15 protein-coding genes are annotated in these 17,958 nt (G+C 60.9%); 6 read left to right on the top strand and 9 right to left on the bottom strand.

The window, feature by feature from the left end; all coding sequences use genetic code 11:
• Positions 1-54 precede the first annotated feature (54 nt).
• Positions 55-1,224 (top strand): 4-hydroxybenzoate 3-monooxygenase, encoded by a 1,170-nt coding sequence (pobA, locus tag FHW37_RS00540; protein WP_145631224.1) that lies wholly within the window; start codon positions 55-57, stop codon positions 1,222-1,224.
• A 79-nt stretch (positions 1,225-1,303) separates the two neighbouring features.
• Positions 1,304-2,542: an amidohydrolase family protein gene (locus FHW37_RS00535; RefSeq protein ID WP_145631221.1), complete on the top strand. Its 1,239-nt coding sequence runs from the start codon at positions 1,304-1,306 to the stop codon at positions 2,540-2,542.
• A 23-nt stretch (positions 2,543-2,565) separates the two neighbouring features.
• On the opposite strand, the gene FHW37_RS00530 is transcribed toward FHW37_RS00535, so the two are convergent.
• The 3 genes from FHW37_RS00530 to FHW37_RS00525 form a co-directional block, all read right to left on the bottom strand.
• The gene (locus tag FHW37_RS00530) at positions 2,566-3,345 is read right to left on the bottom strand and encodes a DUF1194 domain-containing protein (RefSeq protein ID WP_145631219.1); all 780 of its coding nucleotides are present in this window, start codon (positions 3,343-3,345) and stop codon (positions 2,566-2,568) included.
• Positions 3,346-3,448: 103 nt separating this feature from the next.
• Entirely contained in the window at positions 3,449-3,589 is a 141-nt protein-coding gene (locus FHW37_RS33425) for a hypothetical protein (RefSeq protein WP_186458167.1), read from the bottom strand.
• A gap of 279 nt (positions 3,590-3,868) precedes the next feature.
• Positions 3,869-4,723, bottom strand: coding sequence for a LysR family transcriptional regulator (locus FHW37_RS00525; protein WP_145631217.1), 855 nt, complete (start codon positions 4,721-4,723; stop codon positions 3,869-3,871).
• 116 nt (positions 4,724-4,839) lie between these two features.
• Between FHW37_RS00525 and FHW37_RS00520 the strand changes: the two genes are divergently transcribed.
• From FHW37_RS00520 to FHW37_RS00500, 4 genes are all read left to right on the top strand, one after another.
• A complete protein-coding gene (locus tag FHW37_RS00520) occupies positions 4,840-7,290 on the top strand; it encodes a GcvT family protein (protein WP_145631215.1) in 2,451 nt (816 codons plus the stop codon).
• Positions 7,287-9,755 carry a GcvT family protein gene (locus FHW37_RS00515; RefSeq protein ID WP_145631213.1) on the top strand — a complete coding sequence of 823 codons (2,469 nt, stop codon included), beginning with the start codon at positions 7,287-7,289 and terminating at the stop codon, positions 9,753-9,755. The genes FHW37_RS00520 and FHW37_RS00515 overlap by 4 nt, the downstream gene beginning before the upstream one ends.
• Before the next feature lie 225 nt (positions 9,756-9,980).
• On the top strand, positions 9,981-11,222 hold the full coding sequence (locus FHW37_RS00505) for an aromatic ring-hydroxylating oxygenase subunit alpha (protein ID WP_145631211.1): 1,242 nt from the start codon (positions 9,981-9,983) through the stop codon (positions 11,220-11,222).
• 38 nt (positions 11,223-11,260) lie between these two features.
• A complete protein-coding gene (locus FHW37_RS00500) occupies positions 11,261-11,656 on the top strand; it encodes a GFA family protein (RefSeq protein WP_145631208.1) in 396 nt (131 codons plus the stop codon).
• 3 nt (positions 11,657-11,659) lie between these two features.
• Here the strand turns inward: FHW37_RS00500 and FHW37_RS00495 are convergent, their stop codons facing one another.
• From FHW37_RS00495 to FHW37_RS33420, 6 genes are all read right to left on the bottom strand, one after another.
• Positions 11,660-12,439: an ABC transporter ATP-binding protein gene (locus FHW37_RS00495; protein WP_145631206.1), complete on the bottom strand. Its 780-nt coding sequence runs from the start codon at positions 12,437-12,439 to the stop codon at positions 11,660-11,662.
• Positions 12,436-13,413, bottom strand: a complete 978-nt coding sequence (locus FHW37_RS00490) for a FecCD family ABC transporter permease (protein ID WP_145631204.1) — start codon at positions 13,411-13,413, stop codon at positions 12,436-12,438. Before FHW37_RS00490 ends, FHW37_RS00495 begins: the two co-directional genes overlap by 4 nt.
• Positions 13,410-14,396, bottom strand: a complete 987-nt coding sequence (locus tag FHW37_RS00485) for a FecCD family ABC transporter permease (RefSeq protein ID WP_186458099.1) — start codon at positions 14,394-14,396, stop codon at positions 13,410-13,412. Before FHW37_RS00485 ends, FHW37_RS00490 begins: the two co-directional genes overlap by 4 nt.
• Entirely contained in the window at positions 14,393-15,451 is a 1,059-nt protein-coding gene (locus FHW37_RS00480) for an ABC transporter substrate-binding protein (RefSeq protein WP_186458098.1), read from the bottom strand. The genes FHW37_RS00485 and FHW37_RS00480 overlap by 4 nt, the downstream gene beginning before the upstream one ends.
• Positions 15,452-15,565: 114 nt before the next feature.
• A complete protein-coding gene (locus FHW37_RS00475) occupies positions 15,566-17,665 on the bottom strand; it encodes a TonB-dependent siderophore receptor (RefSeq protein WP_186458097.1) in 2,100 nt (699 codons plus the stop codon).
• Positions 17,589-17,822 (bottom strand): hypothetical protein, encoded by a 234-nt coding sequence (locus tag FHW37_RS33420; protein ID WP_186458096.1) that lies wholly within the window; start codon positions 17,820-17,822, stop codon positions 17,589-17,591. The genes FHW37_RS00475 and FHW37_RS33420 overlap by 77 nt, the downstream gene beginning before the upstream one ends.
• Positions 17,823-17,958: the final 136 nt, after the last annotated feature.

Raw genomic sequence — 17,958 nt, 5'->3', positions numbered from 1 at the left:
TCCATATTTCCCTGCAGACCTCTCGCCTAGGATGGGGAAGAGGTGGAGGAAATCATGCGAACACAGGTCGCCATTATCGGCTCGGGCCCGTCCGGGCTGCTGCTCGGTCAATTGCTTGGCAATGCAGGCATAGACAACGTCATTCTCGATCGCGTCTCCAAGGACTATATCCTTGGCCGCGTTCGCGCCGGCGTGCTGGAGGAAGGCACGGTCGGGCTTCTCGACAGATGTGGTGTCGGTGCACGAATGCATAGGCAGGGCCTGCCGCATGACGGCTTTTCGCTTGCCTTTAACGGCCGCGACCACCGCATCGACCTGCATGGGCTGACCGGAAAACGCGTCATGGTCTATGGCCAGACAGAACTGACCCATGACCTGATGGACCATCGCGAAGCGACCGGCGGCAAATCGATCTACGAAGCCGCCGATGTTACCCCGCATGATTTCGATCGCGACAATCCTTATGTCACTTATGTCCAGGATGGCATCACACACCGGATCGACTGCGATTTCATCATCGGTTGCGACGGTTATCACGGCGTCAGCCGCCGCTCGGTGCCGCAGGCTGCGCTGAAGACCTTTGAACGCGTTTATCCTTTCGGCTGGCTTGGCCTGCTCGCGGACGTTCCACCGGTTAGCCACGAACTGATCTATGCCAACCACGAGCGCGGTTTTGGCCTCTGTTCGATGCGCTCGGAAACCCGCAGCCGCTATTACATCCAGTGCGCGCTCGACGAAAAGGTCGAGGACTGGTCGGATGACCGCTTTTACGACGAGCTGCGCCGACGCCTGCCGGAAGAACATGCGCAGCGAATGGTGACCGGCCCCTCGTTCGAAAAATCGATCGCGCCGCTCAGATCCTTCGTCGCCGAGCCGATGCGTTTCGGCAAACTGTTCCTTGCCGGCGACGCCGCCCATATCGTGCCGCCGACCGGCGCCAAGGGGCTGAACCTTGCGGCGAGCGACGTGCATTATCTCTTCGAGGCCCTCGCCGAGCATTACGGCGAAGGTTCGAATGCCGGCCTCGATGCCTATTCGGCAAAAGCGCTCGCCCGCGTCTGGCTTGCCGTCCGCTTCTCCTGGTCGATGACGACGATGATGCACCGTTTTCCGGATACGGGCGAATTCGGCCAGAAGATACAGGAGGCGGAGCTCGATTATCTCGTCTCCTCGACGGCCGCCTCGACCGCTCTTGCCGAAAACTATGTAGGGCTTCCCTATTGATGCGCCTCCACCCCTTTGCCGCAGCTTTCCAACCGGAAGCGATCTTCGTATAGGAAAAGCGTCAGGCGGAAGGGTGCTTATGGAAGACCACAACTTCGATCTCATCATTCGCAATGTCGTGGTCGATCCGAAATGGGGCCCGACCGATATCGCGATCCGTGAGGGCAGGATTGCGGGCCTGTCCCCATCCCTGCGCTGCGAGGCGATCGAAGAGGTCGATGGCGAAGGACTTTTCGCCATTGCCGGCTTTGTCGATACCCATATCCATCTCGACAAGGCCTGCATCCTCGACCGCTGCAGCATCTGCGAGGGAACGCTCACTGAGGCCGTTCGGGAGACGTCGCGTGCCAAGGCGGCGTTCGAGGAGGCCGATGTCTATCGCCGCGCGGCAAGCGTCGTGGAAAAGGCCATCATTCATGGCACGAACCGGATGCGGACTTTTGTCGAGGTAGACCCTCGTGCCGGCCTGCGCTCCTTCGAGGCCATCAAACGCATCCGCGCCGATTACGCTTTTGCGCTCGACATAGAAATCTGCGCCTTTGCTCAGGAAGGCCTGACCGGTGAGCCGGAGACGGCGGACCTTTTACGCCATGCGCTGGAAAATGGCGCCGACCTGATCGGCGGCTGCCCCTATACGGATCGTGATCCGCGCGCCCATGTCAGCCAGATCTTCGATCTCGCCGAGGCCTTTGGTGTCGCGGTGGATTTCCATCTCGATTTCGACCTTGATCCTGATCACACCAACCTGCCGGCGGTGATCGAGGAGACGCTTGCCCGCAATTACCAGGGCCGGGTATCAATCGGCCACGTCACCAATCTCTCCGCTCTCTCTCCAACGGATCTGGCCGACATCGCGAAAAAGCTTTCGGCTGCCGGGATCGCCTTAACGGTCCTGCCGGCAACCGACCTTTTCCTCAATGGCCGAGGCCATGACCGGCTCGTGCCCCGAGGCGTTGCGCCGGCGCATCTGCTGGCAGAACGAGGCGTCACCGCGTCGATCGCCACCAACAACGTACTCAACCCGTTCACGCCCTATGGCGATGCCTGCCTGCCGCGCATGGCGAACCTCTATGCCAATGTCGCGCAACTCTCGAAGCCGTCGGATATCGACCGCGTTTTCGACATGGTCACCGGTTCAGCCGCCAAGCTGATGGGACTTGAGCACGGCCTTGAAGTCGGCGCTCCCGCCGACATCGTGCTTGTCGATGCCGGCAGCGGCGAACAGGTTATCCGCGAGATCGGCCGTGCCGTGCGGGGCTGGAAGCACGGCATCAAGACGTTCGAAAACGGTCGGCCGCAACTGATCCGCAAGGGCTGAGTCACGCTCTCTGCTTCGGCCGGTTAACGGTCAAAAATATCCTGCCACTGCTTTTCGCCGATCAGGCAATCGCTACGCGGCGTGTTTGCGACCTTCTTGACCGTTGCAGGCGGGGTAAGCCCACTGATCTCCATCACCAGCTTGCGGCGCACCGCGACGGCAAAATCCTCGATATTATGCACCGGAAGGACAAAGGAGCCCGGTCCGCCGACGACGCAATCGGCATAATATTTGTCCAGCCCGCCGGGTGCGCCGGAGGGGCGAACCATGATCGCCAGACCGTTGATGACGATACCCGCCTCGATCGCCTTGTCGCGGGCGGGCTCGACCGGATTGCCGGAATTGTTCGGTCCGTCACCGGACACGTCGATCACCTGCCGCATGCCCTTGAGCGGGCTCGAGACGATCATCGTTGCCCCTTGCGCGATCGCCGCCGAGATCGAGGTGCGCCGCTGCGTATCGATCGGCCGGGCCTCGAGCTTTTGCGCAAAATTCAGCGCATCCTGTTCGGTCTCGATGATCTGCCAGTCGATCACTGATTGCGGCACGACGTCACCGGCCCATTCGAAATAGCTGATCGCGATCCGGCCGTTAAGGCCGGTCTTGACCGCATCGATGAATTCCTTGTGCTTCAGGGCCTCCACATAGCCCTCCCGCTGGATGCGGACTTCCTCGTAATCCATGGAGCGGGACGTATCGACGGCGAGCACGAGCTCGACATCCACTTCACCTGTTGCCGCTTGGGCGACCATCGGGCCGCCAGCGGCAGAAAGGCTCATCAGCATCGCAAGTGTGGCAAGCATAGGCGATCCGATCACTGCGTTGGTCTTCACCAAACTGTAACACAGGATCGAAAGCCGGCGATTCCCAAGAATTACCGAAGCTTCAAATTTCAGTGATGGGAGTTTATTCCGCGGCAACCGCGACCGGCGGCTGTCCCTGTTTCAGCGCTTCGACGAGGCAATCCATGATCGCCTTCCTGAGAGCGTAGGTATTGGCGCTCGTCCGCTTGCGGTCGAGGCATTGGGCAGCTTCGATCAGGCTCATACCTTGATGCACAACAATCTGGTGAGCCTGGTTCATTGCCCAGTGTTCTATGGAGATACTCGTTTCACGGGATTGGCTTTGTGTGCTCAAAGCAGCCTCGCTTGATCATTAGCGTTGTCGGCGCGAATCATTCGCTGAATTGATAGTAACCCAACAGTATAGAATCGCTAACAATTTCCCGTTGTTTGGCTGTTACAACCGCATTCGAACTCGCTAAATCGCCAATAATATAATTTCTTGGGATTGAGAAATACTGGCGCTTTACGCCGTACCGGACAATCAATCATATTTGGGCAAAAGCCCAGCCAGCGTGGCAATCATCTTCCGGTGCTGATGGGCATGGCGAAAGCGAATATTGGTGGCCGCATAAACCGTCTGGGTGATGGCCGGCGCATCGGCGACAGGCCGCGCAATCCCCTCGCCTACAAGCTGTTCGGCGGTCGAGCGAATGACGTACCCTGCCCCGCCGATCTCCTTCAAAAGCTCGGCAACGATGAGATTCCTGCCCGTAGCGGCAGAGGCTGCGGAAAATTGCGGGAGCGCGATACGGTGCGCCCGATCGAAAGCCGGCGAATAATTGGCGTAGATATAATCTTTCGGCGCGATGTCCGCGATATATTCAGCCGCAGTACTGACAAGAATATAGGAAATATCTCCTATCCGCTCATAATGCAGATCGGGCAGGTGATGCGGCGTGTAGAGTATGGCGAGGTCGAGATCACCGGCACCGAGATCGCGGTTCATCTGGATGGAATAGTCCGCCTCGACATAGATCGAGGTCTGCGGAAGTTCGCTTCGCACCGTCTTTAAAAATGTGCCGATCACCATTTCGGCGACATCGTGCTGGATGCCGATGCGCATCTCCCGTTCATAGGTGCCGGCCGCCTCGACGGCGCGGGTTGCCTCGTGCCACTGGCTCTGCAGCGCCTTGGCATGATCGACCAGTCGCAGGCCGGCCGCCGTCGGCACCGTTCCGCCCTTGCCGCGCGTGAAAAGTTTTCGCCCGAACGCCGTTTCGAGCGCGTTGACGCGGTGAGACACCGTCGACTGGGTCAGGTTCAGCCGCTCGGCCGTGCGGTTGAAACTGCGCGTCTCCATCAGGTCCAGAAAGGTCTCGATCAGCTCGATCTGCATGTGCTCAATCTAATCGATATCTTCAATCAATAAAGGCAAATCTGACCGCTTGATGGAAATCAATTCCACTGAAAAACTTGGCTTAAAAGACGGGGAACCCAGACTGGGAGCATGACATGGCGGAATTGCCGGAACGGGCGCGCGTGGTGATCATCGGCGGCGGAGCGGTGGGCGCGTCGTCGCTTTATCACCTCGCCAAGGCAGGCTGGACGGATTGCGTGCTGCTTGAAAAGAACGAGCTGACGGCCGGCTCCACATGGCATGCGGCCGGCAACGTGCCGACCTTTTCCTCCTCGTGGTCGCTGATGAACATGCAGCGTTATTCCGCTTCGCTTTATCGCGAGCTGGGTGCGCTGGTCGATTATCCGATGAACTACCATGTCACCGGCTCGATCCGGCTCGGCCATTCCAACGAGCGCCTGCGCGAATTCAAGCGCGTCGTCGGCATGGGCCGTTATCAGGGCATGGATCTCGACATTCTCTCGCCCGACGAGATGCGCTCGAAATATCCCTTCCTCGAAACCCATGACCTGACCGGCGCGCTTTACGACCCCTATGACGGCGACATCGACCCGGCGCAGCTGACCCAGGCTCTCGCCAAGGGCGCCCGCGACATGGGCGCGAAAATCATCCGTTTCTGTCCCGTCACGGCCGCGCGCCGGGAAAAGGACGAGTGGATTCTGACGACACCGAAGGGCGAGATCGCCTGCGAATATGTCGTCAACGCCGCCGGTTATTACGCCCGAGAAGTGGGCAGGCTTTTCGGCCGCGACGTGCCGATGATGGTGATGAGCCATCAATATATGCTGTTCGACGAGATCCCCGAACTCGCAGCATGGTCGAAGGAGGCAGGCCACAAGCTGCCGCTGCTGCGCGACGTGGATTCTTCCTATTATCTCCGCCAGGAGAAATACGGCATGAATCTCGGGCCTTACGAGAAGAACTGTCGCGCCCATTGGGTGACGCCTGATGATCCGATGCCGGAAGATTTTTCCTTCCAGCTTTTCCCGGACGATCTCGACCGGCTGGAATGGTATCTGAACGATGCGATCGAGCGCGTGCCGATATTGGGCACGGCCGGCCTGTCGAAGATGATCAATGGCCCGATCCCCTATGCACCCGACGGCAATCCGCTGATCGGCCCGATGCCCGGCGTGCCGAACGCTTTCGAGGCCTGCGTCTTCACCTTCGGCATCTGCCAGGCCGGCGGCGCCGGCAAGGTTCTGGCCGAATGGGTGACTGAGGGCGAGACCGAATGGGACATGTGGTCCTGCGACCCGCGCCGCTACACGAGCTTTGCCTCGGACAAGACCTATTGCGTCGACAAGGGCATGGAAATCTATGGCCACGAATATGCCATGCACTTTCCAAAGCACTATTGGCCGGCCGGACGCGGCATGAAACAGTCGCCGATCCACGAGCAGATCGCAGCGCTCGGCGCCCAGTTCAAGCCCTATAACGGCTGGGAACGCGCCATGTGGTATGCCGAACCGGGCGACGATATTTCGGAGGAAGCGACCCAGACCTGGAGCCGGCAAGGCCCGTGGAGCCCGCGCATCGAGGCGGAATGTCTCGCCGTGCGCGATGCAGCCGGTATTCTCGACCTGCCGGGCTTTTCCCGCTACCGGGTAAAGGGACCGGGCGCCACCGCCTGGCTGTCGTCGCTGATAACGGGCAAGGTGCCGAAACCCGGCCGCATCGGCCTTGCCTATTTTGCCGACGACAAGGGCCGGATCGTCACCGAAATGTCGGTGATGATGCTGGACGAGGATTTCTTCTTCCTCATCACCGCCGCGACAGCCCAGTGGCACGATCTCGACTGGCTGAAGAAACATTTGCCGGCCGACGCGGCCTTTTCGATCGATGATGTCACCGACGATTTCTCCTGCCAGATCCTGTCCGGCCCGAAGAGCCGCGACATCCTCGCTGAAGTCACGGATGCGGATCTTTCCAAAGGTTGGCTGACGCACCAGTCGGCGCAGACCGCCGGCCGCTGGTGCCAGCTGGTGCGTGTCTCCTTTGCCGGCGAACTCGGCTGGGAAATCCACACCAAGCTCGATGACACAGCAGAAATCTTCGACGCCGTCTGGGCAGCAGGCGAAAAACATGGCCTGAAGCCCTTCGGCATGGAGGCGCTGGATTGCCTGCGGATCGAAAAGGGATATCGCGCCTGGAAGGGAGACCTTTCGACCGATTACACGGTGCTGCAGGGCGGGCTCGAACGTTTTGTCGACTGGACGAAGGCCGACTTCAAGGGCAAGGCAGCGCTTGCGGCCGAAAAGCAGCGTGGGGTTTCGAAGCGCTTCGTGACCTTGACCGTCGAGGCCGGCGATTGCGATGCGCCCTATATGTCGACGCTCTGGCATGGCGGACAGGTGGTCGGTGAAACGACTTCCGGCAATTGGGGTTTTCGCGTCGGCAAGTCGCTCGCTCTCGGGATGCTGCGCATCGACCTGACCGAGCCCGGTACGGAACTGGAAGTCGAGATCTTTGGCGACCGCTTCAAGGCCGTGGTGCAACCGGACGGACCGCTCTGGGATCCCGCCAACGAGAGGATCCGCGCATGACCTCGCTCAATGTTCAAAAGCAGATCCCGGCCAAGGCGCGCGCCGTCATCATCGGCGGCGGCGTGTCGGGCTGTTCGGTCGCCTATCATCTGGCAAAGCTCGGCTGGACCGATGTCGTTCTGCTTGAGCGCAAGCAGCTGACCTCGGGCACGACCTGGCATGCCGCCGGTCTGATCGGCCAGCTGCGCGCCAGCCAGAACATGACGCGGCTCGCGAAATATTCGGCCGATCTTTACGTCAAGCTGGAGGCCGAGACCGGCATCGGCACCGGGATGAAGCAGAACGGTTCGATGACCGTTGCCCTGACCGAAGAACGCAAGGAAGAGATCTACCGCCAGGCCTCGCTTGCGCGCGCCTTCAACGTCGATGTCAGGGAAATTTCGCCGGAAGAGGCGAAGGCCATGTATCCGCACCTTAATATTGGCGACGTGAAGGCCGCCGTGCATCTGCCGCTCGACGGCCAATGCGATCCGGCCAATATCGCCATGGCGCTGGCCAAGGGCGCCCGCCAGAACGGTGCTACCGTCATCGAAGGCGTCAAGGTCATCGAAGTGCTGACCAGGAACGGCCGCGTTACCGGCGTCGTCTGCGAACAGAATGGCGAGCGTTACACGATCGAAACCGAAAACGTCGTCAACTGCGCCGGCATGTGGGGCCGCGATCTCGCCGCCAGATCCGGCGTGACCGTGCCGCTGCATGCCTGCGAACATTTTTATATCGTCACCGAACCGATCGCGGGCCTGAAGCAGCTTCCGGTTCTGCGCGTGCCGGACGAATGCACCTATTACAAGGAGGATGCCGGCAAGATGCTCGTCGGCGCCTTCGAGCTCAAGGCAAAACCCTGGCCCCCAACGGGCGAAAAGATCCGCGAGGACTTTTGCTTCGACCAGCTGCCGGAAGATTTCGATCATTTCCAGCCGATCCTGGAAATGGCGATCAACCGCATGCCGATGCTGGAAACGGCCGGCATCCACACCTTCTTCAACGGCCCCGAAAGTTTTACCCCCGACGACCGCTATTATCTCGGCGAAACGCCGGAGATCAAAGGGTATTGGGTGGCGGCCGGCTACAATTCGATCGGCATCGTCTCCTCCGGCGGCGCCGGCATGGCGCTGGCGCAGTGGATGAACGACGGCGAACCGCCCTTCGACCTCTGGGAAGTGGATATCCGCCGTGCCCAGCCGTTCCAGAAGAACCGCACCTATCTGCGCGAACGGGTTGGAGAAACGCTCGGCCTGCTTTATGCCGACCATTTTCCCTATCGCCAGATGGCAACGGCCCGTGGCGTGCGCCGCTCGCCGATCCACGAACATCTGAAGGCCCGCGGCGCCGTGTTCGGCGAGGTGGCCGGCTGGGAGCGGGCCAACTGGTTCGCAAAACCCGGTCAGGAACGGGAATACAGATACAGTTGGCAGCGCCAGAACTGGTTCGACAACCAGCGCGACGAACATATGGCGGTTCGATCAGGCGTCGGCCTGTTCGACATGACCTCGTTCGGAAAGATCCGCGTCGAGGGCCGCGACGCCTGCGCCTTCCTCAACCGGGTCTGCGCCAACCAGATGGATGTGCCCGCCGGGCGCATCGTCTATACCCAGATGCTGAATGCCAAAGGCGGCATCGAATGCGACCTGACGGTGACCCGGCTGTCGGAGACGGCGTTTTTCCTCGTCGTGCCCGGCGCCACGCTGCAGCGCGACCTTGCCTGGCTGCGCAAGAATCTCGGCGATGAATTCGTCGTCATCACCGATGTCACGGCCGCCGAGAGCGTGCTTTGCCTGATGGGGCCAAAATCGCGCGAGCTGATCGAAAAGGTCAGCCCGAACGATTTTTCCAACACGGTCAATCCGTTCGGCACGATGCAGGAGATCGAGATCGGCATGGGGCTGGCCCGCGCCCATCGCGTCACCTATGTCGGCGAGCTCGGCTGGGAGCTTTACGTTTCGGCCGACCAGACGGCGCATGTCTTCGAAGCGCTGGAAGAGGCCGGCGCCGATGTGGGCCTGAAACTTTGCGGCCTGCATACGCTGGACAGTTGCCGCATCGAAAAAGCGTTCCGCCATTTCGGCCATGACATAACCGACGAGGACCATGTGCTGGAAGCCGGTCTCGGTTTCGCCGTGAAACTGGACAAGGGTAACTTCATCGGCCGTGACGCGGTGTTGCGAAAGAAAGAGGCCGGGCTTTTACGGCGCATGGTGCAGTTCAGGCTGACCAAGCCGGAGCCGCTCCTCTTCCACAACGAGGCCGTAGTACGCGACGGCAAGATTGTCGGCACCGTCACCTCGGGCAATTACGGCCATTTCCTCGGCGGCGCGATCGGCATGGGTTATGTGCCCTGCGAAGGCCAAACTGCCGCCGATGTTCTGGCATCGAGTTACGAAATCGAGATCGCCGGCCGGCGGGTGAAGGCGGAAGCATCGCTCTCGCCAATGTATGACCCGAAGGCCGAGCGGGTGCGAATGTGATTTTACCGCTGGCGACCTCTTACCGGCTGTCGCTGGCCATATGCCCCTCACCCTAACCCTCTCCCCGCATGCGGGGAGAGGGGACGTGCCCCACAGAACATGCCGGAGGGGACGAAAGCGTCGCGGCATATCCCTTCTCCCCGTCTTTACGGGGAGAAGGTGGCGGCAGCCGGATGAGGGGCAACCAGACAAATGCCGGCAATCCCGGCCAGAGGAGACCATGCCATGCTCGCATCAGAACTGGATAATGGGCATATTTCCCAAGGTGGAAATGGTGATCGCATCGACCATCTGGTCGCCGCCCACAAGCCGGGCTACGGCCTGACACGCCCCTTCTATTTCGACCCCGAAATCTTCGAACGGGATATGCAACGCGTCTTCTTCCGCCATTGGCACTGCCTGGCGCATGAAAGCGTCATCCCGAACGTCAATGATTTCGAGCTGTTCAAGCTCGGGCCGGAACAGGTGATCCTGACGCGCGCCGGTGACGGCACAGTGCATGCCATGCTGAATGTCTGCCGCCATCGTGGCGCAGAAGTCTGCACGAAGGACAGGGGCAATGCCAAAGCCTTCGTCTGTCCCTATCACGCCTGGACCTTCGCCAATGACGGCCGCCTGAAGGCCGCCCGCCTAATGCCGAAGGATTTTAAACGCGAAGACCATGGGCTGAAGAAACTGCATGTCCGCGTCGTCGAAGGCCTTGTGTTCATCTCGTTTGCCGAAGAGCCGCTGGATTTCTCCGAGGTCGAAAATCTGCTGCGCGCCACTTGCGGCCAATATGGTTGGGGTGCCGCCAAGGTCGCCTACCGCCAGAGCTACCCATTGAACGCCAACTGGAAGCTCGCGGTCGAAAACTATGTCGAATGTTACCATTGCGGCCCGGCGCATCCCGAATATTCGGAAACCCATGCGCTGGAACAGCCGCTTCACATGATCGAGGAGCTGAATGCCGCGATGGAGGCGCGCACCTGCGCTCTTGGCATCGAGGTCGGCTCCGGCAATCACTGGCAGAATTCGAAGGAAGGCCGCGAGGCGATCCATGCCTTTCGGTATGCACTCTATGACGGCGTCAAGACCGGCAGCAGGGATGGCCAGCCGCTTAGCACACTGATGGGCCGCTTCTCCGATTTCGACGGCGGCGTCACCTCCATCCATCTCGGCGGTACGACCTTTCTCGTCTGTTATGCCGACCATGGCATGATCTACCGCTTCATTCCGAAAACGGTCGATACTTGCGAGATGGAGCTGATCTGGCTGGTCGACGAAAAGGCCGAGGAAGGCCGCGACTATGACCTCGAAAAGCTCACCTGGCTGTGGAAGGTGACGACCGATGAGGACAAGGCGATCATCGAGCACGCGGCCCGTGGCGTTGTTTCCCGCTTCTTTGTCCCCGGCCCGATCGCCCCTATGGAACAGAACGAACTGCGCTACATCAACTGGTATCTGGACGAGATCAGCCGGCCATAAAGCACGGCGATCTTTCTGACCGGTTTGATGGAGGCACAATGACCAGACTGTCCGGCAAATGCGGCTGCGGCGCGGTGGAATATGCGGTGGACGACGCCTTCGTGTATGCCGCCTATTGCCATTGCTCGGATTGCCGCCGCACGACCGGCTCTGCCTTCAAGCCCTTTGCCGGCATTCCGCGCGAAAAACTCACGCTGATAAAGGGTGAGGCTGCGCTGTTGATCCACGGCCAGCCGGACAATCACGATGCCCATTGCGGCACATGCGGATCGCTTCTTTATTCGCTGGTGCGCGAGGCGGCATGGCTGCATGTGGCGATGGGAACGCTTGTCGATGCACCGTCCATCCGCCCGACGCATCACATATTCGTCGGCTCGAAGGCGCCGTGGTACGAGATCACCGACGACCTGCCGCAATATCAAGGCCACAAATAGGTCTTAGCGCGGCACGACCATCGGCGTGCCCGTCACCGGGTCGGGAATGACCAGCGCCTTCAGGCCAAACGCCTTTTCGAGATTGGCTTCGGTCAGCACTTTTTCGGGCGCACCGGTCTCCACCAGCCCATCGCGCCCCAGCAGGACAAGATGGTCGGAGAAACGGGCTGCCAGATTAAGATCGTGAAGGACGGTGACGACCGTCGTGCCGTGAGCGCGGTTTCGCTCCCTCAACAAAGACAGCACTTCGAGCTGGTGCGTCAGGTCAAGCCATGTCGTAGGCTCATCGAGCAGAAGATAGGGCGTATCCTGCGCAAGCACCAAGGCGATCCAGGCCCGCTGGCGCTGGCCGCCGGAAAGCTCGTCGACAGCGCGTTCGGCCAGATCGGCAAGACCGACTTCGCGCAGCGCCCGCTCACAGGCTTCCGCATCCGCCTCGCTCCAGGGTGCCAGCAACCCTCGCCAGGGGGTGCGGCCGCGCTTGACAAGATCGGCAACGGTAATCCCTTCCGGCGCTTTCGATGCCTGCGGCAGAATGGCGAGGCGGCGGGCCAGCGCCCGCGTCTCGATCTTCAGGATTTCCTCGCCGGCGAGCGAGACATGGCCGCTTAGCGGCTGGATCAGTCGTGCCATGGCTTTCAGCAGCGTCGATTTTCCGCAGCCATTCGGGCCGAGGATCGATGTCACCTTGCCATCCGGCAATTCCAGCGTCAGATCCTGGATCACGATCCGGTCGCGATAGCCCAGCGTCAAAAGTTCGGTTTTCAGCGCAGTAGCAGTCACAGATCTCCGGCCTCCATTTCACGTGCCAGCAGCCAAAGAAGATAGGGTGCTCCTAGAATACCGGTCATCACCCCGACCGGCAGCTGCAGCCCCGGCACGACCGAACGAGCGGCGAGATCCGCCAGCACGGTAACGATGGCGCCTGTGACGGCGGCTGAAAACAGGCGGCCGCCAGGTTGGCGGGCGCCAGTAATCTTCATGCCGAGCGGTCCGGCCATCAGGGCGACGAAAGGCACGGGGCCGGCGACGGCGACGCCAGCTGCCGCAAGCAGGACGCCGGTTGCGATCAGGCCATATCGGGCGCGGCGAATACGGGTGCCGAGGCCCGTCGCAAGGTCATCCCCCAGTTCCAGCAGTGCCAGCGCGCGTACCTGCAGGGCAGTGATCACGAAAAGAATGGCGGCCAGTCCGAAAACCTGGGTGACATGTCCCCAGTTGCGGGCCGCGAGCGAGCCGCTCAGCCAGCGCTGGGCATCGGACGCATCCTGAGGCGAAAGACGGGTCAGGAGAAAGCTGCTCGCAGCGGAGGTAAAGAAGCCGATGCCGAGACCGACGAGGATCAAGGTAAGCCCTGCCTGCGCCGCATCCCTGCGATAGGAGAGCATTGCCACGGCAACGGCAGCAAGTAGGCCCCCGACGGCAGCAAGTAGAGGCAGGGGCAATGACAATCCGAAGGCAATACCGCAGATCACCGCTAGCCCCGCCCCCGACATGAACCCCATGATATCGGGCGCTGCCAGCGGATTGCGCAGCAGGATCTGGAAGATCGTGCCGGAAACGCCAAGAACGGCGCCGACGCCGGCCGCCGTCGCAATGCCCGGCCCACGCAGGACGCGCAGTGTCAGCGAAGCCGGACCGGTGCCGGTCATCAGACCAGTCCACAGTTGGACGGGCGACAGCATGACCTGCCCGATCATCAGCGACAGAAGAACGGAAGCCAGAAGCAGGCCGATCAAGACAAGCCCACCCCTCATGTGGAAGCTCCCGGTCGCAGCCGCCTGGCGATGAAGATGAACATCGGCGCCCCGATCAGCGCCGTCATGATGCCGACGCGAATTTCAGACGGCGCCAGAATGAGTCGGCCGGCAGTGTCGGCATAAAGCAGGATAGAGGCACCGATGACGGCCGATGCCAAAAGTTCGCGACGCAGCGCATGGCCGGCGACACGGCGTGCCAGCGGCGGCACGAGAAGCCCCAGAAACGCGATTGGCCCGGCAACTGCAACCGCAGAGCCGGTCATCAGCGTCACCGCCAGCAATGCGCCGAACTGGATCCGGGCGGGCTTGGTGCCGAGGCCGCGGGCAAGAGCGGAACCGAGCGAAAGCGCCTCGATCCGCGGCGCGAGCAGGAGTGCGAGAGCCGCACCAATCGCCGCCGTGACCGACATTCCGGCAAGCGGGCGGACGTCCGCCTGGGCCAGCGATCCCGTCACCCAGAAGCGAAAGATTTCGAGCGTTTCGTTGCGCGCAAGTACGATCGCGGACACGAGCGAGAGCAGAAGTGCGTTCAGCGCGGTGCCGGCCAGCGCCAGGCGCACCGGCCCCGCCTGCCCGCGCGCGCCGCCGCCCAGCATGAAGACGGAGATGGCAGCCAATGCGGCGCCGGGAAAGGCCATGGCCGACATCCAGCCGCTGTCGGAACGCCCGGTCAGCAATGCGCCGACAACGACGGCAAAGGCGGCACCGGAATTGACGCCGAGAATGCCGGGATCGGCGAGCGGATTGCGGGTCAGAGACTGGATCACCGTTCCGGCCATTCCGAGGCCCGCTCCGGCAACCAGCGCTGCGACGAGCCGCGGCGTGCGAACCGAATGGATGACGACATGCACTGGATTGGTCGGATCGAAGGCGATGAAGGCCTGCAGCATATCCATCAGCGTCACGTCGCGCACGCCGATACCAAGCGTCAGCGCGATGGCGATCAGCAGGATGATGCAGAGGCCGATCGTCTGCTTCACGGAGCCAATCCGGCCGCAACGCTGGACGGAACCTGCGTTTCGGGCTTGCCATCAAGTGCAAGAGCGATCTCGGCCTCGAGCTTGTCGAGCGCGAACGGCAGGGACAGAACGCTGCCGAAGCTCAGGGCACCTGCAAGCTCCGCGCCTGCAAAAACCTCGCGGCCTTCCAGATGCGCCTTCAGCGTCTTGCGCATCGGCAGCGCGACGATGTCGGGAGCAGCATCCGCCGAAGAAATCCAGATCAGCAGGTCGGCATCGAGCGCGGACAGATCTTCCGGAGAAAGGCGGGAATAAAACCCCTCCTTCGTCGCAACTTCCAGCTTTTCCGGGGCCTTGAAACCGAGTTCGCGGACGAAGGTGGCACGCGTGTCCGAGCCGATAAAAGCACCGCTCTCGCCGCCGAAATTATAGGCGCAGACGGCGGTATGGCCGGCCCAGTCCGGGTGCCGCTCACGCGCATCCGCGAATTTCTTGTGAACGCCCGCGATCAGCTCATCCGCCTTGTCGCTCATGCCCACGGCCCGGCCGATGACCGTCAACAGCACGTCCCAGGTCGTTCCATAGGAGGGCTGATCGGAAGTCTGCATCAGCACCGGTGCGATCTGCGAAAGGACCTCATACTCGGCTTTCGAAACACCGGAGCCAATGGCGACGATCAGGTCCGGCTGCAGCGAGGCGACGATTTCCGGCGAGACTTCGCCCGAGATCAGCTGCGGCTTGGCATCACCGAGAAGCGGTCGCGCCCAGGGCCAGACGGCATAGGGCTGGTTTCCGAACCACTGGCGGATGGCAAGCGGCACGACACCGAGCGCCAGAAGTGTGTCCTGCGTCGTATAACCGAGCGAAACGACCCGCTTTGCCGGCTGCGGCAGGGTGATCTCGCCAAAGGCATGAACGAAATGCAGATCGTCTGCAGCGGCCAGAGCCGGCATGCCGGAAAGGCCTGCGGCCGCCAGAGACGATGCAAAGCCGGCGAGCAACTGGCGCCTGTTCGGTCCTTGCGCGCCGCTCAAGATCTCAGGCGCACTCGACGGATGGAAACGGGTCTTTTCCATTTGATCCCCTGCATTCATTGCATTCAAATGGCCCGGCTTTGCGGCCGGGCCATTTTACGATCTGTTTTTACGCCCTCATTCCCGACCGCGGATCGGAAACGAACCGTGCGACACTTACCAAGTGTAACGCAGCGTTGCCATGACCTGGCGACGATCGCCATAGAAGGTCGCTTTGCTGAAGCTGTCGATCTGGCTGATATATTCCTTGTCGAACAGGTTCGTCGCGTTGACGGCAAGCGCGAGGTTGTCGCGGATCTTGTAGTTCACAGCGGCGTCGAAGACCACCCTGGACGGGACAGGAAGGGTGTTGGCGTTATCGGCGAACGAGCTGCCGACAAGGCGACCGCCGAAACCAAGCGTCAGATCACCGAAGAAGCCCTGGCCCGGAATGGTATAGTCGAGCCATGCCGATGCCATGTGCTTGGGAACGAGATACGGACGATTGCCGACGATCGTCGGATCGACGTCATCCTTGATCGATGCGTCGAGATAGGCGTAGCCGGCCGTGAAGTTGAGGTTGTCGGCAAGCGCCATCTTGGCCTCGAGCTCGATACCGCGGACGTTGATCTTGCCGACCTGATACTGTGCCGAATAGTCAGACGCCCATTGTGCGACATTGGTCTGGGTCAGGTCGAAGGCGGCTGCCGTGAACAATGCATCGATACCGGTCGGCTCGTACTTGATGCCGATTTCGTACTGCTTGCCTTCCTGCGGCTTCGGCGTGCCGATGAAATAGGCGCGATTGGCTGCGACCGGGAGGAAGGACTCCGAGTAGTTGGCGTAAACCGAAACTTCGCTGGTAACCTTGTAGGTTACACCGGCGCGCTTGGAGAAGTTCTCGTCCACGGCATCGGCATAGGTGCCGTAGGAGGTGTTTTCCGATTCGGCGTGGTCGTAACGTCCGCCGAGCGTGAAGATCAGGCGATCGTCATAGGTCAGCTCTTCCTGGATATAGAGCCCCTTCGTCGTCAGGTCCGTCTCGGACAGGGAGGCCGGGCCGAGGGTGATGCAGGCGCGACCGCAATAAACCGGGTTATGGATATCACCCACGCCGCCGGCCGTGCCGTCCCGCCGCAGTTCTTCATTGGTGTCGCGGCCATAGTCGAAGCCGAGCAGCGTGCGGCTATCGAAGGCGCCGAAGCTCGCATCATATTGCAGCTGGTTGTCGATATGGAAGCGTGTCGACTGGCCGACGATCGACCAGGCATTACGGCTGACGCCCGGATCACCGGCGCCGAGATAGACCTGCTCATAGGTCATGTCGAGCTTGGTATAGCGAACGTTCTGGCGGAACTCGAGGCCGTTGCCGAAATTGTGCTTGAACTGGTAACCGACGTTCTTTTCGATCGTATCCATGTTGTCGAAATCAGGCTCGGCCAGATAGGTCTCCGAGTCGATGCCCGAGCCGAACGGAATGCCGTGCGCGGTGCTGCCATTACGCTTGTTATAGTCGGTCAGCAGCGTGAAGGACGTATCGGCATCCGGCGACCAGGTCAGGGCCGGCGCGATAAAGACGCGGTTGTCGTCCGTATGGTCAATGCCGGCATTGGCATTCTGCCACTTGCCGGTGAGGCGATAGCTCCAGACACCATCCGGATCGATCGCACCGCCGAAATCGGTTCCTGTTTCGACATGACCATCACCGAGCGTGGTGTAGACCTCGCCGAATTTTTCGGTCTGCGGCAGCTTGGTGACCGCGTTGACGATTCCGCCCGGTCCGGACAGGCCGAACAGCGACGAGTTGGAGCCCTTCAGCACTTCGATGCGCTGCATGGCATAAGGCTCGAGACGGTTGGTGGTGAAATCGCCGGTCGTGTACATCGGCAGGCCGTCGCGATAGGTGGCGTTGCCCGTCGAGTAGAAGCCGCGGATCAGATAGTGGTCGTAACGGTTGTCGGAACCGTAGATGTCTGTGGAAACGCCCGGCGTGTAGGACAGGGCTTCATCGAGCGTCGTGACGCCGCGTTCCTTCATTTCCTTTTCAGTGACGACCGAGACCGAGGCCGGCGCGTCGAGGATCGGCGTATCGGTCTTGCTGCTGGTGCGCGAGGCCTTGGCAACGATCGTCTTGTCAGGCCCGACGGAGCCGCCGTCGCTCGTCAGCGTGATTGGGGCAAGCGTCGTGTCGGAGCCAGCCTCAGCGGCCGTTCCGGAAGCCGACTGCGCGAAAGCCTGCAGCGGCATAAGGACGGCGGCGCTCGAAAGCAGCGCCACCAGTTTTCGCCTCCGCTGCAACTCCTTCCCCTTGAACAAAATCGTGTTTTTCGAGGTGGATGTCGTCGTTTGAGGCGCCATTATGCGAGATTCCTGTCTGCTGAAAAAATTCCGAACCACGATGCGGTCTGTTTAAAAGAAACGTGACGATAATCATGATTAATATCGTCAGGAATTATCCAGCAGGATTTTACAAGTCAATCGCCGCAGCCCAGTGCATATTGGATGATCGCCATCGCCGCAAAATCGCCACGAAGGCGTTGCGAAAATGCAACAAATCGCCTGATTGCGAC

The organism is Neorhizobium alkalisoli, assembly GCF_007829835.1.
GTDB lineage: Bacteria > Pseudomonadota > Alphaproteobacteria > Rhizobiales > Rhizobiaceae > Neorhizobium.
This window is presented reverse-complemented; position numbering and strand designations above follow the sequence as displayed.

What these genes read in the sequence shown, in the direction of transcription:
- FHW37_RS00535 (WP_145631221.1), top strand. Translation starts at nt 1,304, where the DNA reads ATGGAAGACCACAACTTCGATCTCATCATTCGCAATGTCGTGGTCGAT.
- FHW37_RS00530 (WP_145631219.1), bottom strand. Translation starts at nt 3,345, where the DNA reads ATGCTTGCCACACTTGCGATGCTGATGAGCCTTTCTGCCGCTGGCGGC.
- FHW37_RS00525 (WP_145631217.1), bottom strand. Translation starts at nt 4,723, where the DNA reads ATGCAGATCGAGCTGATCGAGACCTTTCTGGACCTGATGGAGACGCGC.
- FHW37_RS00505 (WP_145631211.1), top strand. Translation starts at nt 9,981, where the DNA reads ATGCTCGCATCAGAACTGGATAATGGGCATATTTCCCAAGGTGGAAAT.
- FHW37_RS33425 (WP_186458167.1), bottom strand. Translation starts at nt 3,589, where the DNA reads ATGAGCCTGATCGAAGCTGCCCAATGCCTCGACCGCAAGCGGACGAGC.
- pobA (WP_145631224.1), top strand. Translation starts at nt 55, where the DNA reads ATGCGAACACAGGTCGCCATTATCGGCTCGGGCCCGTCCGGGCTGCTG.
- FHW37_RS00490 (WP_145631204.1), bottom strand. Translation starts at nt 13,413, where the DNA reads ATGAGGGGTGGGCTTGTCTTGATCGGCCTGCTTCTGGCTTCCGTTCTT.
- FHW37_RS00500 (WP_145631208.1), top strand. Translation starts at nt 11,261, where the DNA reads ATGACCAGACTGTCCGGCAAATGCGGCTGCGGCGCGGTGGAATATGCG.
- FHW37_RS00515 (WP_145631213.1), top strand. Translation starts at nt 7,287, where the DNA reads ATGACCTCGCTCAATGTTCAAAAGCAGATCCCGGCCAAGGCGCGCGCC.
- FHW37_RS00520 (WP_145631215.1), top strand. Translation starts at nt 4,840, where the DNA reads ATGGCGGAATTGCCGGAACGGGCGCGCGTGGTGATCATCGGCGGCGGA.
- FHW37_RS00480 (WP_186458098.1), bottom strand. Translation starts at nt 15,451, where the DNA reads ATGGAAAAGACCCGTTTCCATCCGTCGAGTGCGCCTGAGATCTTGAGC.
- FHW37_RS33420 (WP_186458096.1), bottom strand. Translation starts at nt 17,822, where the DNA reads ATGATTATCGTCACGTTTCTTTTAAACAGACCGCATCGTGGTTCGGAA.